Annotated in this window: 16 protein-coding genes and 2 tRNA genes; 11 read left to right on the top strand and 7 right to left on the bottom strand. The window is 64.8% G+C overall.

The window, feature by feature from the left end; translation table 11 throughout:
* Positions 1–129: 129 nt before the first annotated feature.
* Positions 130–201: transfer RNA gene (locus QOH60_RS14200), tRNA-Gln, on the top strand.
* Positions 202–297: 96 nt separating this feature from the next.
* Positions 298–370: transfer RNA gene (locus tag QOH60_RS14205), tRNA-Glu, on the top strand.
* 53 nt (positions 371–423) lie between these two features.
* Here the strand turns inward: QOH60_RS14205 and QOH60_RS14210 are convergent.
* Positions 424–1452, bottom strand: a complete 1029-nt coding sequence (locus tag QOH60_RS14210) for a hypothetical protein (RefSeq protein WP_526421343.1) — start codon at positions 1450–1452, stop codon at positions 424–426.
* Positions 1453–1711: 259 nt separating this feature from the next.
* Between QOH60_RS14210 and QOH60_RS14215 the strand changes: the two genes are divergently transcribed.
* The 4 genes from QOH60_RS14215 (at position 1712) to QOH60_RS14230 (ending at position 4923) form a co-directional block, all read left to right on the top strand.
* Complete coding sequence (locus QOH60_RS14215; protein WP_526421345.1) at positions 1712–2284, top strand: hypothetical protein; 573 nt, start codon at positions 1712–1714, stop codon at positions 2282–2284.
* The gene (locus tag QOH60_RS14220; protein WP_526421347.1) at positions 2281–3249 is read left to right on the top strand and encodes an HTTM domain-containing protein; all 969 of its coding nucleotides are present in this window, start codon (positions 2281–2283) and stop codon (positions 3247–3249) included. The genes QOH60_RS14215 and QOH60_RS14220 overlap by 4 nt, the downstream gene beginning before the upstream one ends.
* A 103-nt stretch (positions 3250–3352) precedes the next feature.
* A complete protein-coding gene (locus tag QOH60_RS14225) occupies positions 3353–3607 on the top strand; it encodes a hypothetical protein (protein WP_526421349.1) in 255 nt (84 codons plus the stop codon).
* A 101-nt stretch (positions 3608–3708) separates the two neighbouring features.
* The gene (locus QOH60_RS14230; RefSeq protein WP_526421351.1) at positions 3709–4923 is read left to right on the top strand and encodes a trypsin-like peptidase domain-containing protein; all 1215 of its coding nucleotides are present in this window, start codon (positions 3709–3711) and stop codon (positions 4921–4923) included.
* Between the two features lie 16 nt (positions 4924–4939).
* Here the strand turns inward: QOH60_RS14230 and QOH60_RS14235 are convergent, their stop codons facing one another.
* On the bottom strand, positions 4940–5437 hold the full coding sequence (locus QOH60_RS14235; protein ID WP_526421353.1) for a PPOX class F420-dependent oxidoreductase: 498 nt from the start codon (positions 5435–5437) through the stop codon (positions 4940–4942).
* Positions 5438–5457: 20 nt separating this feature from the next.
* Complete coding sequence (locus QOH60_RS14240) at positions 5458–6159, bottom strand: IclR family transcriptional regulator (RefSeq protein ID WP_526421355.1); 702 nt, start codon at positions 6157–6159, stop codon at positions 5458–5460.
* 71 nt (positions 6160–6230) lie between these two features.
* Here QOH60_RS14240 and leuC point away from each other — a divergent pair, with 71 nt between their 5' ends.
* The 3 genes from leuC (at position 6231) to QOH60_RS14255 (ending at position 9079) form a co-directional block, all read left to right on the top strand.
* Positions 6231–7655 (top strand): 3-isopropylmalate dehydratase large subunit, encoded by a 1425-nt coding sequence (leuC, locus tag QOH60_RS14245; protein ID WP_526421495.1) that lies wholly within the window; start codon positions 6231–6233, stop codon positions 7653–7655.
* Positions 7656–7666: 11 nt separating this feature from the next.
* Complete coding sequence (gene leuD / locus QOH60_RS14250; RefSeq protein WP_526421357.1) at positions 7667–8263, top strand: 3-isopropylmalate dehydratase small subunit; 597 nt, start codon at positions 7667–7669, stop codon at positions 8261–8263.
* Positions 8264–8461: 198 nt separating this feature from the next.
* Positions 8462–9079, top strand: coding sequence for an HU family DNA-binding protein (locus tag QOH60_RS14255; RefSeq protein WP_526421359.1), 618 nt, complete (start codon positions 8462–8464; stop codon positions 9077–9079).
* A gap of 65 nt (positions 9080–9144) precedes the next feature.
* On the opposite strand, the gene mutT1 is transcribed toward QOH60_RS14255, so the two are convergent.
* From mutT1 to cofC, 3 genes are all read right to left on the bottom strand, one after another.
* The gene (gene mutT1 / locus QOH60_RS14260) at positions 9145–10035 is read right to left on the bottom strand and encodes an 8-oxo-(d)GTP phosphatase MutT1 (RefSeq protein ID WP_526421361.1); all 891 of its coding nucleotides are present in this window, start codon (positions 10033–10035) and stop codon (positions 9145–9147) included.
* Positions 10035–12233, bottom strand: a complete 2199-nt coding sequence (locus QOH60_RS14265; protein WP_526421363.1) for an RNA degradosome polyphosphate kinase — start codon at positions 12231–12233, stop codon at positions 10035–10037. Before QOH60_RS14265 ends, mutT1 begins: the two co-directional genes overlap by 1 nt.
* Before the next feature lie 82 nt (positions 12234–12315).
* A complete protein-coding gene (gene cofC / locus QOH60_RS14270; RefSeq protein WP_526421365.1) occupies positions 12316–12957 on the bottom strand; it encodes a 2-phospho-L-lactate guanylyltransferase in 642 nt (213 codons plus the stop codon).
* Positions 12958–13053: 96 nt separating this feature from the next.
* Between cofC and QOH60_RS14275 the strand changes: the two genes are divergently transcribed.
* On the top strand, positions 13054–14034 hold the full coding sequence (locus QOH60_RS14275) for an NAD(P)H-dependent glycerol-3-phosphate dehydrogenase (RefSeq protein ID WP_526421497.1): 981 nt from the start codon (positions 13054–13056) through the stop codon (positions 14032–14034).
* A gap of 19 nt (positions 14035–14053) precedes the next feature.
* The gene (locus QOH60_RS14280) at positions 14054–15160 is read left to right on the top strand and encodes a D-alanine--D-alanine ligase family protein (protein WP_526421367.1); all 1107 of its coding nucleotides are present in this window, start codon (positions 14054–14056) and stop codon (positions 15158–15160) included.
* A gap of 4 nt (positions 15161–15164) precedes the next feature.
* Here the strand turns inward: QOH60_RS14280 and QOH60_RS14285 are convergent, their stop codons facing one another.
* Positions 15165–15704 (bottom strand): DUF3515 family protein, encoded by a 540-nt coding sequence (locus QOH60_RS14285; RefSeq protein ID WP_526421499.1) that lies wholly within the window; start codon positions 15702–15704, stop codon positions 15165–15167.
* Positions 15705–15712: the final 8 nt, after the last annotated feature.

The raw sequence follows: 15712 nt of genomic DNA on the forward strand, positions 1-15712 counted from the left end.
GCGACGCCCGTGGCCTCACCAGCCACGAGGCGTGAGAGGCCCATGCCATATCTTTGGTAGTCTGCACGTCGGCCCGCTAATCCCGGTGGCAGCGCTCTAACGGCTCTGACCAGCGGTTATGGCCGCCAATGGGGTATGGTGTAATTGGCAACACAGCTGATTCTGGTTCAGCCATTCTAGGTTCGAGTCCTGGTACCCCAGCTCAAAAGGCTTATTGCTCTTCGCGCAAGCGCTCATCGGCGCAGATTATGGTCCGCCCTTCGGGGTGGGCTATGCTGGCAAGCCGGATTGTTTCATGGCCCCGTCGTCTAGCGGCCTAGGACGCCGCCCTCTCACGGCGGTAGCGTGGGTTCGAATCCCATCGGGGCTACAAATTCCGGCTTTCGATCTCCCGAATCTCATACGGCGAGAACCAAGCGCCGCTTAGCCACTCGTGCACGTCCCCGTGGCCTCGCAAGGCTTCTTCGCACCCGTCCCCGCGTTGGTGGTGCCGCTGTTGGTGGTGCCGGCGCTGGTGGTGCCGGTGCCGGCGTTGGTGGTGCCCTGGTTGGTGGTTGCGGTGTTGGTGGTGCCGGCGCTGGTGGTGCCGGTGCCGGTGTTGGTGGTGCCCTGGTTGGTGGTTGCGGTGTTGGTGGTGCCCTGGTTGGTGGTTGCGGTGTTGGTGGTGCCTTGATTGGTGGTTGCGGTGTTCGTCGTGCCTGCGTTCGTCGTGCCGGCGGAGGTGGTGCCGCCGGTGCCGCTGCCCGTTCCGCTGCCCGTTCCGCTGCCGGTGCCGCTACCCGTTCCGCTGCCGGTGCCGCTACCCGTTCCGCTGCCAGTCCCGCTACCCGTTCCGCTGCCGGTTCCGCTACCCGAAGTGACGTCACCCGTAGTGGCATCGCCGGTGGTGGGTGCTGTCGTGTCACCCGTGGTGGTCGTGTCGCCGGTGGTCGTGTTGCCGGTCGTGCCATTGGGTGGAACCGGCGCCGCCGTTGACGCCGGCTTGGATGGCGCGGGACCAGTCTTCTGGCTGGTGCCGGTCAGCGAATAGGCGAGTCCGCCGCCGGCCAGTGCCACCGCAACGACCCCAGCAGCTACGAGATATATAGGTGTTCCTCGATACCAGGGTTTGGGCGCTGGTGCGTTGCCCCAGTTGTCGGCACCACCTAAGTACTGGGTAGGCTGCTCGCCCCCGAGATACTGGGTCGGCTGCTCTCCCGTATAGGGGGCATACTCCCCGCCTGTGTACGGGACCGGTTCTCCACCGGACGCCGAGTCTTCCTGGGACCACGCCAACGACTCGCCCTGCCCGGTGGCAAAGTCAGATGCGTCCACCCGTGACGTCATGTCCGCAGCAGCTGCTTGCATTGTCTGGTCCGCAGAATCCTGCACATAGCCAAGTTGGGTCGGATCCTCGGGATTGCCGTCTTGCCTATCGCCAGGCTGATCTTGTGGCCTCGGTCGATCTGTCATTGGCTCTTTCCTTCGATAAGATCCTCGCTGCCTATCGGGTGAAGCCTCGGCGCGAGTGTGAGTAGACCGATCGCGGCTGCCATCATCGCCGTGCGTGCCGATAGCATCTCATGGCTCGCAAGGTGCATGGTCGCGTCCTCCCAACGTGACGGCTGCCCCGACGCTATGAGTCCATCAAACAACGGATTGTCAAGATATGAGGCGTTTCCCCTAACCTAGGGTTGCGTTTGCTCTCACACGACGGCCGCAGGTAGATAAAATGCCGGAAACACGCCCGACGGGGGCAATGACCGCCACCTGGCGGGCCGTCAAGCACAGAGTTCAGGCTCGCGATCTCTCACGGCTCCGTGAGATCGCGATCAGCGCGATGGTCATAGTCATTCTGGCCATCGGCGTGGTGTGCAACTTGCCGGAATCTGCGATCAAACGAACCATGTCGCCCGTGATTTACCCGATCGCGCTGCCCGTGGGGCTTGATCAGAATTGGTCGATGTATGCGCCCGACCCGCCACGCCGGCAGGAAGACGTCGAAGTGCACATCGCGATGGCCGACGGCACCGAGCGGGTGTGGACGCTTCCTCGTCTCAATCCGGTGTTCGGTATTGCGTTCACGCACCGGTGGCGCAAATACAAGGAGAGCCTGCTGCTCGAGGAATCGATCCGGCCGGATTTCGTCCATTGGGTCGTCCGTGAACTGACCGGCCCCGGTGATCGCCCTGTCCATGTCGACATGCTTCTGCGCACAGAGGGCATTCCGCCGCCCGGCGTGAGCGCACCCGGGCAGACAGGCGTGCAAACGCTCTACAGCGAAAATCTGACGCAGAACCGATGAGGAAATTCGCGCGTCCGGTTCGTCGAAGGCTGTCGGCGGTCGGGCGCGCGTGGCGGTTGTTTTGGTTTGAGCCGCAAGCGATGTACCCGCTCGGTCTGGTGCGAATCGCCTTCGGTGCAGTCGCGCTGCTGTGGGCACTGTGGCTCCTGCCGATGCGCAACGGGTTGCTGGACGCCCACGGCGTGACCCCCACGCAGCCGTCGGACGCGCACACGTGGGGAATCTTCCAGATCTGGAATACCAACGCGGCCATGCTGATCGGGATAATCGTTTTGCTCTTGGCGGCTTTCGCACTGATGGTCGGCTGGCACAGCAGGCTTGCCGCCGTCGTCGTCTGCGTCCTGATCTTGTCATTCGAGCGACGGGCTTCGTGGACATTCAACGGCGGGGACGTTCTGATGAGGATCGAGGCGCTCTTCCTCGCCATATCGCCTTGCGGGGCAGCGTTGTCGCTCGACCAGAGGCGCAGAACGGGAAGGTTCTGGTCGGCGCAGACGAGACCGAACTGGCCGATTCGCCTCTTTCAAATTCAACTCTCGCTGACCTACCTCTCTGCGGCGCGCACGAAGTTCGCAGGCGAAACGTGGACGAACGGCACCGCCGTGTCTTACGCGTTGCGGATCGAAGACATGCAACGAGTGCCGCTACCGCACTGGTTCGTCACGAACGCGTTGGCGATGAACGCGATGACGTGGGGCGCGATGGCGATTGAGTTGGCGGTCGGGATCTTGGTGTGGTGGCCGCGGTGTCGGCCGTGGGTGCTATCGGCCGGCGTCCTGATGCACGTGATGATCGACGTGCATATCCAGATCGGCATATTCAGCTATGCAATATTTGTGATGTACCTTGCCTGGATCTCGCCCGAGACGGTGAAGCACCTGCCGGACAAGCTAATCCGTGCGCGACGGCGGCGCCGCAAAGTCGATCGCAACGACGTCCAGGTCGTCAACTCCGAAAACTGCTGACAAACACCGTCTTTCACCAATACACCTTCCTGTGAGCTTGCATAAATTGGCCTGTGAGCACCCATGAGACGGCGCCGCCGGCGCCTCGTTCACAAGCAGTGCCATGGTGACGAGATCGATGATGCTGGCCAGCGTGATCGCGTTTGCGGGCGGAGCGGTTCTCTTCGCTTCGCCGGCCAACGCGGCGAACGGCAATACCGGAGGAATCGCGTATTCGCCTGCCGACAAGGTGTACGGATGGGCAAACCACGCGACCGACAGAGAAGACGCGATCGACAACGCGATCGCCCCGTGTGAAAACAAGGGTGGCAAGAAGTGGTTGCTTTCTGCACGTTACACCGGCCCCGACCAAGGGTGAAGGGCGCTGGGCGAGAAGAAAATCAGAATTGCTGTGGTCCGGCGTCGGCAACTATATAGTCGCGCCAGATACGTCGCCGGACTACCCGTCTAGGGGGACTGATGATCAAGCGAGCAATCACTGTGATGGCCGCGCTGGCGGCATGCATGTCCTTGGCGATGCCACAGCCGCGTGTGGCTGCCGACCCACCGAAAGTCTTCGCGCAGGTCAACGATTCCCTCGTCTACATGCAAATGACCTTCGCAGGCACGGTGCGTATTCCGGCCAAATACATGAAGAGCGGGGAGGAAACGTGGTCGCCGCTGGCGGAAATCCACGGCTCCTGCACGGGATTCATCGTCGACCCGCGGGGATACATCGGCACCGCGGGCCACTGCGTGCAGATTCGTCAGGAGATCAAGGATTACCTGCGTCACGTCGCGTTGAAGACGCTGTCCGACGCCAACCTGCTCGTAGCGGGGCATCCGTCCGTCAGCGACATGGCAGACGTGGCGGCTGAGGAACAATGGCCGGTCCAGGGCCCGGCACCAGAGAGCGACGTCGGTCGCAAGGTCGACATCGTGCAGCCGGAACGACCCAACCGCCAGATCGAGAAATTCGTCGCCGCGCAGGTCGTGGACTACCAAAACTTCGACGCGGGTGACAATGCGCTGCTGAAGGTTTCGGGTTTTCAGGGTCTGAAACCCCTGGAGATAGCGGAGACCACACCCGAGGTCGGTCAACCGATCACGTCGGTGGGTTTCCCCGGCATCGTTGAGCCGCTCGTGGACCCGAAGCGTTTGCAACAGGCGAGTTACAAGTCCGGCACGGTGTCCAGCCATCAGGTTCAAGACAGCGGGATACCGACTCTGGAGATCAGCGCAGACGTGTCTCCGGGGATGAGCGGTGGCCCGACCGTCGACGAGAACGGCCGAGTCGTCGGGGTGAATTCATTCGGGCTCGCCGCGGAAAGCGTGGCTGGGCTCTTCGGTGCGACCGAACCCGGGTTCAATTTCGTCACCGACGTCGAGATGTTGCGACTTCTGTTGCAGAAGAACGGTGTTTCGGTGGCGCATCCCGCGCTGCAAGAGCGATCGTTCCCGTGGTTGTGGATCATTGTCGCCGTCGCCGCCATCATCGTCGCGGTGCTGGCCGCTGGGCTCTTGCAGAAGCCCAGGTGGTTCGGGCTGACGAGGAAGAAGACGACGACGCGGCGTCGGCGGCCGCGCAAACGCGCCAGCACAAAGCCAGCGGACGAACCTGATGAAGAACCGGCAAAGGCGCCGGTACCTGAGCCCACACAGCCGAACGGCGACTCTCCGAGCAAGCGGAACTGACGACCGAGCGGTTGCGTCAGGTCGTGGGCGCCGTCGTGCCGGCCAGCGGCATCGGTGGCATCCCGAGCTTGCGGTGGTCCCAGGATCGGGTCCGGTTGACCACCAGGCGAACCGCGATGCGATTGTTCATCATCATGTCGACCGCGGGCTTGGCCTCTTCGGTGTACGGCCCGGTATAGCGCTCCCACACGCTTACTCCGACGCGGAAGACGGCGTCGGCATCGTCGACGATCTCGGCCGTCCCCTCGAACGACACTCCACGCAGTGTGTCGTACGTGTCGCCGTCCTCGAGGAGGAACGTGATGCGCGGGTCGCGGCCAAGGTTGACTGCCTTCTGCGACTTCGCTTTCGTCTCGAACCAGATCTCGCCGTCGACGACCGCGTACCACATCGCGGTGAGGTGTGGCTGTCCGTCACGACCGATGGTAGCCAGTGTGCCGCCGCGGCTGGAGGTCACGAAGTCGTCGATCTCGGCCTGCGACATGACAATCTGCGCGCGCTGCTTGCTGCCCATGAGGTCAGTGTCTCAGGCGCTCAGAGCCCGCGGGTAAGTGCCTCCGACGCGGCCAGGAGATCTGCGGCCCAGCGCGCGCCGGGACGGCGGCCCATCCGGTCGATGGGGCCGGACACCGAGATGGCCGCGATCACGGTGCCGCCGCTGTCGCGCACGGGTGCGGAGACGCTGGCGACGCCCGGTTCGCGTTCCGCTGCGCTCTGCGCCCAGCCGCGCCGTCGCACCTCGGTCAGCGTCCGTTCTGTGAATGTCGCGATCGGCAGGACGGCCTGCTGTGTCGCCGCATCGCTATAGGCCAGCAGCACCTTGGCGCCGGAGCCCGCCGACATCGGTAGCCGCGTGCCTACCGGAACCGTATCGCGAAGTCCTGCAGGCGGCTCCATCGCGGCGACGCACACGCGCGTGGTGCCCTCCCGCCGGTAGAGCTGCACGCTCTCACCTGTGATCTCGCGCAGCCGGGGCAGCACGGCCGCGCCCGCGGCCAGCAGTGGGTCGTTCACCTGCCGGGCCAGTTCGCTGAGTGCCGGCCCTAGGCGCCAGCGGCCCTGTGCGTCACGGGCAAGCAGCCGGTGCGTCTCAAGGCCCGACGCCAGCCGGTGTGCCGTCGCGCGCGGAAGGCCGGTGCGGTCACACAACTCGGCCAGCCCACACGGGGACTCGGCGACGCTGTGCAGTACGCCCACCGCTTTGTCCAGCACGCCGATGCCGCTATCCTGTCTCATATCGAGATACTAACGTCCCAGAATGTGAGAGGCTAGCGATGAGCCGCTTGCGCGAAGAGCAGAAGGAACCGATGAGCGGAAGTGATCGTCCTCGCACCATGGCGGAAAAGGTGTGGGCGTCCCACGTGGTGGCCCGCGGTGACGAGGCGTCACGCGAACCCGATCTGATCTACATCGATCTGCATTTCATTCACGAGGTCACCAGCCCGCAGGCGTTCGACGGGCTCCGACTCGCCGGGCGTGGCGTCCGGCGGCCCGATCTGACCATCGCTACCGAGGACCACAATGTGCCGACGGTCGACATCGACAAGCCGATCGCCGATCCGGTGTCTCGCATCCAAGTGGAGACGTTGCGCCGCAACTGCGCGGAGTTCGGAATCCGGTTACACCCGATGGGAGATGCCGAGCAGGGCATCGTCCATGTGATCGGGCCTCAGCTGGGCCTCACGCATCCAGGTATGACGATCGTCTGCGGCGACAGCCACACGTCCACCCACGGCGCGTTCGGCGCACTCGCGTTCGGAATCGGCACCTCGGAGGTCGAACACGTCTTGGCGACGCAGGCGTTGTCGTTACGGCCCTTCAAGACAATGGCCGTGAACGTCGACGGCGTGCCGCCGCCCGGCGTGACCTCCAAGGACATCATCCTGGCCGTGATAGCGAAGATAGGCACGGCCGGGGGACAGGGTCATGTCATCGAATACCGCGGCAGCGCCATCGAATCGCTGTCGATGGAAGGCCGCATGACGATCTGCAACATGAGCATCGAGGCGGGCGCGCGGGCAGGCATGGTCGCTCCCGACGAGACGACCTATGAATACCTCCGTGGCCGCCCGCATGCGCCCTCGGGCGCCCAGTGGGAGATCGCGGTCGCCGAATGGGACGGGTTGCGCACCGACGACGGCGCGGAATTCGACACCGAGGTGTACATCGACGCCGCCTCACTGAGTCCGTTCGTCACGTGGGGAACGAATCCGGGGCAGGGCGTGCCGTTGTCAGAGTCCGTGCCAGACCCGGAGCTGATCGTCGACGAGGGGAAGCGCCACGATGCGGAAAAGGCGTTGACCTACATGGACCTTCGCCCTGGCACCCCGATGCGTGACATCAGCGTCGACAACGTATTCGTAGGCTCGTGCACCAACGGGCGCATCGAAGACCTTCGGGTAGTTGCCGAGGTGCTGCGCGGCCGCACGGTCGCGCCCGGGGTTCGGATGATGATCGTGCCCGGATCGATGCGGGTGCGCGCACAAGCTGAATCCGAAGGGCTGGGCGAGATTTTCACGGCAGCCGGCGCGCAGTGGCGTCAGGCGGGCTGCTCGATGTGCCTGGGCATGAACCCAGATCAGCTGTCGCCCGGGCAGAGGTGCGCCTCGACCTCCAACCGCAATTTCGAGGGCCGGCAGGGCAAAGGCGCCCGGACACATCTCGTCTCGCCCGCGGTAGCGGCGGCGACCGCGGTGCGCGGCACATTGTCAGCCCCTGTGGATCTGAAATAGGAGAGTCGACAATGGAAGCATTCCGTACACACACCGGGATCGGCGTGCCGCTGCGGCGGTCGAATGTCGACACGGATCAAATCATCCCCGCCGTCTATCTGAAGCGGGTTACTCGAACGGGATTCGACGACGGCCTGTTCGCCGCGTGGCGGTCGGATCCCCATTTCATTCTGAATCTCCCGCCTTTCGACCGAGGTTCGGTGTTGGTCGCCGGGCCTGATTTCGGAACGGGGTCGTCGCGGGAGCACGCGGTCTGGGCGTTGATGGACTATGGCTTCCGGGTGGTCATCTCGTCCCGTTTCGCCGACATCTTCCGCGGCAATTCGGGCAAGTCGGGGCTTCTCGCTGCCGAAGTCGCACAAACCGATGTGGAACTGCTGTGGAAGCTGCTTGAGCAGAGTCCAGGACTGGAAATCACTGTCAATCTTCAAGATCGGACGGTGTCGGCGGGAACAGTGGTGGTGCCGTTCGCGATTGACGACTACACCGCCTGGCGACTGCTCGAAGGACTCGACGATATAGGCCTCACGCTGCGGAAACTCGATCAGATCGAGGATTTCGAAGCAGCCAGGCCGGAGTGGAAACCGAGCACCTTGCCCGCTGTCTGACGGATCAAGATCACCGAAATGCGGGGTTTGCAGACCCGTTTCGGCACCCGCCTGCCACCGCCCAAGGGCGACAATCAGATTGCCGAAATGTTTGCCGAATTTGAGTGAAATTGCGCGTGGCTCTTGGAAATCAGCACGTGGAGGGTTTACCGTGTCCTCTAGTCGGTCCAGAGAGGACCACCGGCTCGGAGGATTTGAATGAACAAGGCAGAGCTCATCGACGAACTCACGAAGAAATTGCAGACTGATCGTCGACAGGCTACGGCAGCGGTTGAGAACGTTGTCGACACCATCGTGCGCGCGGTGCACAAGGGCGAAAGCGTGACGATCACCGGCTTTGGAGTTTTCGAGCAGCGCCGCCGCGCCGCTCGCGTCGCGCGTAATCCGCGCACCGGCGAAACAGTGAAAGTGAAGCCGACATCCGTGCCCGCATTTCGGCCGGGCGCTCAGTTCAAGGCCGTTGTGTCTGGCGCACAGCGCCTTCCGTCGGAAGGACCCGCGGTGAAACGAGGATCAGGTTCAGGCACGGCCCGCAAAGCTACGGTTCGCAAAGCCGCCAAGAAGGCTGTCAAGCGCGCCGCGGTGAAGAAGGCCGTGAAGAAGGCCGTGAAGAAGGCACCGGCCAAGAAGGCGCCGGCTAAGAAGACAGCGGCCAAGAAGACCGCGAAGAAGGCACCGGCCAAGAAGACAGCGGCCAAGAAGACAGCGGCCAAGAAGGCCGTGAAGAAGTCGGCCGCCAAGAAGGCTCCCGCCAAGAAGTCGACCGCGAAGAAGGCGCCCGCCCGCAAGGCGCCCGCCAAGCGCGGCCGCAGGTAAGCACGCCGACATCTCACCGCCGTGGGTCAATTGGCCCGCGGCGGTGAGATCGTTGTGGGGGCCGGTTATTCCGGCGGCAGTGGACTGGCGATGTGGTCCGCTGCGATCAGCTTTCCGTCGTGCAGCGACAGCACCCATGTGCTGCCCTTGCCGTTACGCGACTTGGCGGGCCGCACCTTTTCGCGCTCACTCCACCACTGGATCAGGTCAGGGATCACCTTGCCCTGGGTGCTAATCACCGGAACGCCGGGGTCTTTGGCGATCGCCATCACTCGCTGACGCGCCTTCTTGCGGTTGTCCCAGTACGCCTCTTCGGTCAGCAACGGCTCGGCCGCGATGGACAGGCGAAGCTCGTCGGCAAGAGGTTCGATCGTCTGGGCGCACCTCAGCCGATCGGCGGCGTACAGCGTGGTGGGCCCGAAAGCCATCAACTGGCCGACCAGGAGTTCTGCCTGGGCTATACCGTGCTTGTCCAGAGGTCGATTTCGGTCGTCGCCTTTATAGCGCTTCTTCCTGCCCGCGGTGCCGTGGCGGACGATCAGCACCGTCTGCGTGGCGGCGGGCAGACTTGCGAACCGCCGCAGCACCTTCCGTTCGTGCGCGTAGGACAGCTTGTCGATCGCGTCGGTGACCGGCAACCACACGATTTGATCGACCTCGTGGTTGGGGGTGAAGTCGCCGCCGAGGGATCGCGCCGCCCAGTAACGCACCCGTTTGGGGCCCTCCTCCACGCGATAGTGCGCTGTGGCGAGCGCGCGGCCCAGATGCGCGCGACAGCCCGTCTCCTCGAAGATCTCGCGTACCGCGGCGGCTGGTTCCGTCTCGCTGGGATCGACTTTGCCTTTCGGTAGCGACCAGTCGTCATACCGCGGACGGTGAATGATCGCGACCGCGATCTCCGGGCCGTCGGTCTGGCGCCATAGCGCACCGCCGGCGGCGAGGATGGGTTTGGCCATCAGGGCTGCCGATGCCGCTCCATCAGCGACACCTGGTGGTCGCGGACTGTATGGCCTGCCTGCGGGGCGGCCGTCCACGCGGCGTCCTCGCCGAGTTCCCAACAGCGAGTGGACGGATCCAGCGCCGACACGAAGATGTCGTTGAGCTGGGCGGTCAATTTCGGATCTTTGACTTGGGCCATCACCTCGACGCGCCGGTCGAGGTTGCGGTGCATCATGTCAGCGCTGCCGATCCAGAACTCGTTGATCGCGTGGAAATGGATGATTCGCGAATGCTCGAGAAAGCGGCCGAGAATCGAACGCACCGTGATGTTCTCCGAATAGCCCTCGACGCCGGGCCGCAACGCGCAGATGCCCCGGACCACCACCTCCACCCGCACTCCGGCCTGCGAGGCGCGGTAGAGCGCGTCGATCACCTGTTCGTCGACGAGCGCGTTGGCCTTCAGCCGGATGCGCCCGTCGGCACCCTGGCGGGTGGCCTCGATCTCGCGATCGATGCGTTCGATGATTCCCCGCCGGACACCGTGCGGTGCCACAAGCAGGTTGCGGTAATCGTCTTTGCGCGAGTAGCCGGTCAGGGAGTTGAAGAGGTCGGTGAGGTCGGCGCCGATGTCAGGGTCGGCGGTCAGTAGGCCGACATCTTCATACAGACGAGCGGTTTTCGGGTTGTAGTTGCCGGTGCCGACGTGGCAATAGCGGCGGATCGCTGAGCCCTCGCGGCGCACCACCAGACATGTCTTGCAGTGGGTCTTCAGGCCGATCAGCCCGTACACGACGTGCACACCCGCCTGTTCCAGAGCGCGGGCCCACTTGATGTTTGCCTGCTCATCGAATCGCGCCTTCAGTTCGACCAGCGCGACCACTTGCTTGCCGGCCTCCGCGGCGTCGATCAGCGCGTTGACGATCGGCGAGTCGCCGGAGGTGCGATACAGAGTCTGCTTGATCGCCAACACATTTGGGTCGGCGGCGGCCTGCTCGATAAAGCGCTGCACGCTGGTCGAGAACGAGTCGTAGGGATGGTGCACCAGCACATCGCCGTCGCGCAGAGTGGCGAAGATGCTCTTGGGTGTCTCGCGCTCGCCGAACGCGGGATGCGTCGCCGGCACGAACGGCGGGTCTTTCAAGTCCGGCCGATCTACGCCGTAGACCTGCCACAGCGACGACAGATCCAGCAATCCCGGCACCTCGATGACGTCCCCGGGATCAACGTCGAGTTCGCGCAACAGCAATTCGAGCGTGGTCTCGCTCATGTCGTCGGAGATCTCCAGGCGCACCGGAGAACCGAATCGCCGCCGGGCAAGCTCGCGCTCAAGCGCCTGGAGCAGATCCTCGTCGCGGTCTTCGTCGACTTCCATGTCGGCGTTGCGGGTAATGCGGAAAGCGTGGTGCTCGACGATCTCCAATCCGGGGAACAACACCGGCAGGAACGCGGCGATCAGCATTTCCATCGGCAGAAATCGCACGACGCCGTCGAGATCCTCACGTGCGTCGAGTTCTACGAACCGGTCGACATTGTCCGGAACCTTGACACGCGCGAAATGAAGGCCGCCTTCCTCGGGCTGCCTCACCGTGATCGCCAGATTCAGGCTCAACCCGCTGACGAACGGGAACGGGTGGGCCGGGTCGACCGCGAGCGGCGTCAGCACCGGGAAGACTTGCTCGTGGAAATACGTCGAGAGCTTCGCGCGCTCGTCGTCGTCAAGGTCGTCCCACGTGACGATCAGGATGCGCTCGTCGGCAAGCGCTGGCCGCACCGAGTCGAGGAACACCCTGGCGTGCCTGCTGGCGATCTGCTGCGTGCGTTCGCCGATGCGACGGAGTTGTTCGCGTGGCGTCAGACCGTCGGCGGACCGGACCGACAAGCCCATCTCGTCGCGGCGTTTGAGGCCGGCGACGCGAACCATGTAGAACTCGTCGAGATTCGACGCGAAGATCGCGAGGAATTTCGCGCGTTCAAGTAGCGGCAACGAGGTATCGGCGGCCAGCGCCAGCACCCTGGCGTTGAAGTCCAGCCACGACAATTCGCGATTGAGGTAGCGGTCCTCAGGCATCGCATCGATGACCGCTTCCGCAGTGGCGGCCGGTGGCGCCTCCGGAGTGGCATCGCCGCCGGTCGATTCGGTGCCGTCCGTCGTAGACGGCCACGTGGTGTCGCCCGCGGTGATGTCGGCTTCAGTCTCGGTCACCTTGTCGATCATTCCCCATCGGCCCCGCGCCAAGCTAGCTAGTGCCCAGAAAACCCAATACGACAACCGATATTTACGCGATATATATGTCCGTTCACCCACCTCGGGCCACCACCCGCGCGGTCGCGGCGCCGACTCCGAGTGCGCGAGCTACTCGCAGATCGTCGGGAGTGTCTATGTCGCATCGCATTCCCGGCCACGGGCCCGTCAACTCAATGGCACCTGAATGCCGATGTCGCTGAGCCGAATCCGGTCCGAAGGCGGGCTGCACACGCTCGCCGAACGCGAACAGCGCGACTGTCCCGCTGCCGTGCCTGTCGGCCACGAAGCTGCGCGGGTATGCGCGTGCTGCGGCGATGGCCTCTGTCAACTCGTGGGTCTGCATCGCGGGCAAATCGCCTTGCAGGACAACGATATTCGGCGGCGCCTGCGGTGCCGAAGCGACCGCTGATTCGGCTGACGCGACCGCGTGGTTGAGCGGGTCGGGGTGGTCTTCGGGAGTGGGATCGGCGAGCACGTCGGCACCCAGCGCACGCGCGGCTTCGGCCGCGACGTCGTCGGGCGTGACGACGGTGATGCTATGCAGGGCGGGCGTTTTAGCCGCCGCAGTCATGGTGTCGATGAGCATCGCAAGGACCACACGTTCTCGGGTGGGCGCGGAGAACACGGGGGCCAGCCGTGTCTTGGCGGCGGCCAACCGCTTGACGGCGATGATCAGCCCCACGTCGCCGGTCATGATTGTCATCCTGCCAGCCGCAGCGCGGCGGCTAGGGTGAAGCCCGTGTCAGACACGGAGCGAGGCTCGTCCGAGCGACCATCCGACGTGGCGGTGATGGGAGCAGGGTCGTGGGGCACCGCGCTCGCGCAGGTGCTCGCTGACGCAGGCAACTCCGTGACTCTGTGGGCCCGCCGACCCGAGATCGCTGACGAAATCAATGCCGATCACCGCAACCGCCGCTACACCGGCAACACCGTGCTGCCGTCGCAGGTGCGTGCCACCTCCGATGCGGCCGAGGCGCTCACCGGCGTGACGACCGTTCTATTCGCGGTGCCGTCGCAGGTGATGCGCGCGAACATCACCGCGTGGACCGATCTCATCGATCGCGATGCGACGCTGATCAGCCTCGCGAAAGGGATCGAGATCGACACGCTGATGCGGATGAGCCAAGTAGTCGTCCAGGTCACCGGCGTCGACTCCGCCCGCGTCGCGGTCCTTTCAGGACCGAACCTCGCCAGCGAGATCGTCGCGCGCCAACCCGCCGCAACCGTGATCGCGTGCTCGGACTCGGGGCGCGCCGTCGCGGTGCAGCGGATGCTGAGCGCCGGCTATTTCCGGCCATACACCAACGCTGATGTGATCGGTGTCGAAGTGGGCGGCGCATGCAAGAACGTGATCGCGCTTGCCTGCGGTATGGCGGTGGGAGTTGGGCTCGGCGAGAACACGTTAGCGGCCATCATCACCCGCGGCCTCGCCGAGATCATGAGGCTGGGGATCGCGCTGGGGGCGAAGCCGGCCACGCTGGCGGGCCTAGCGGGAGTCGGAGATCTGGTGGCCACCTGCACGTCGCCGCATTCGCGCAATCGCACGTTCGGCGAACGGCTGGGCCGCGGCGGCACAATCGACTCGGCACTCGAAGCCGCCGCCGGCCACGTCGCCGAAGGCGTGACGTCGTGCCAATCAGTGCTCGCGCTGGCGTCCAGCTACGACGTCGAGATGCCGTTGACGGAGGCGGTCAACCGGGTGTGCCATCAAGGGCTGTCTGTGCAGGAAGCGATGTTGCTGCTGCTCGGGCGAAGTACCAAACCGGAGTGACCGGTAGCCTCTCTAGCTTGTGAAGCCACCTCGCGTCCGCGTCGCCGTGATCTACGGCGGCCGCAGCAGCGAACACGCGATCTCCTGCGTGTCGGCGGGCAGCATCCTGCGCAACCTCGACCCGGAGCGGTTCGATGTGGTCCCGATAGGCATCACCCCCGAGGGCTCCTGGGTGCTGACCGGCACCGATCCCGAGCGCCTGGCGATCAGGGCCGGGGAGTTGCCCCGCGTGACCGCCACCCCGGGCATGGAGCTCGCCTTACCGGCCGACCCGCAGCGCCGCGGTGAGCTGATGTTCTTCAGGAGCGGTCTGGCTCATGCGCTGGCGGCAGTCGACGTGGCTTTTCCGGTGCTGCACGGTCCCTACGGTGAGGACGGCACGATCCAGGGCTTGCTCGAGTTGGCCGGTGTGCCCTACGTCGGGGCGGGTGTGCTGGCAAGTGCCGCGGGCATGGACAAGGAGTTCACCAAGAAGCTGCTGGTCGCTGACGGATTGCCGGTGGGCGACCACGCGGTGCTGCGACCCGGTCAGGCTTCGCTGACCGACGAGGACCGCGACCGCCTCGGGCTGCCGGTGTTCGTCAAGCCCGCTCGGGCAGGGTCGTCGATCGGGGTGAGCCGGGTGGCGACATGGGACGAGCTGGCCGCCGCGATATCCGAAGCCCGGCGACACGATCCGAAAGTCTTGGTGGAAAAGGCAATCCGCGGGCGCGAGCTGGAATGCGGTGTGCTCGAACTGCCCGACGGATCGGTGTCTGCGAGCACGGTCGGGGAGATCCGGGTCGATGGGGTGGGCGGTCGCGAGGACGTCTTCTATGACTTCGCCACGAAATACCTCGACGAGGGAGCCGAACTCGACGTGCCGGCCAAGATCGACGACGAGGTCGCCGACGAGGTTCGCGCACTTGCCATCCGGGCATTTCGGGCCATCGACTGCCAGGGCTTGGCGCGCGTCGACTTCTTCCTCACCGAGGAGGGTCCGCTGGTCAACGAGATCAACACGATGCCGGGCTTCACGACGATCTCCATGTACCCCCGCATGTGGGCGGCCAGCGGCGTCGACTACCCCACGCTGGTCAGCGCAATGGTCGAGACCGCGCTGGCTCGCGGAGTGGGTCTGCGCTGAGCTCCTACCGCGGCGGTCCGGGGCGGATCGGCACCGCGGGCAGCTTGGCGGCGACGACTTCGGCGATCTGCTGCAGCGGTGTGCCGCCCATGCCTTTCGGCAGCGTCAGCGCGACATACACGGGCCGATCCACGGCGAACCAGGTGCTGCGCCCAGTGTTCTGCTCTTCCACCGAAAACCATTGCACGCCGCCGATCTCGCGCAGCGCGGCGCCGACAACGAAATCCGCGGGCTGCCCCACGCCGCAGCGCAGAAGAATGGGCTGATCGTCGGGTCCCTTCCGCCAGGCCGCGGTGCCCGGCGGCACCGGGTTTTGGATCTGTGCCCGCTCGTCATCGCCCAGCTTCTGCGGCAGCCCCGCCATCAGCGCCTCGCATTCGGCGCTGTCGGCCTGGGGAACGGGCACCGCCGGCACCACGAGTGGACGCTTCGGTGGCGACTCTGCCCGCTTGTCCAGCCACGCGATCACCAGGACCGCCAGCACAGCGGATACGGCGACACCGATCGCGGCGATCAGTAGCCCTCGCGGCGGACCGTCCTTCAGTGCTGTCT

The sequence above is a fragment of the Mycobacterium sp. genome (assembly GCF_032159765.1).
Lineage (GTDB): Bacteria > Actinomycetota > Actinomycetes > Mycobacteriales > Mycobacteriaceae > Mycobacterium.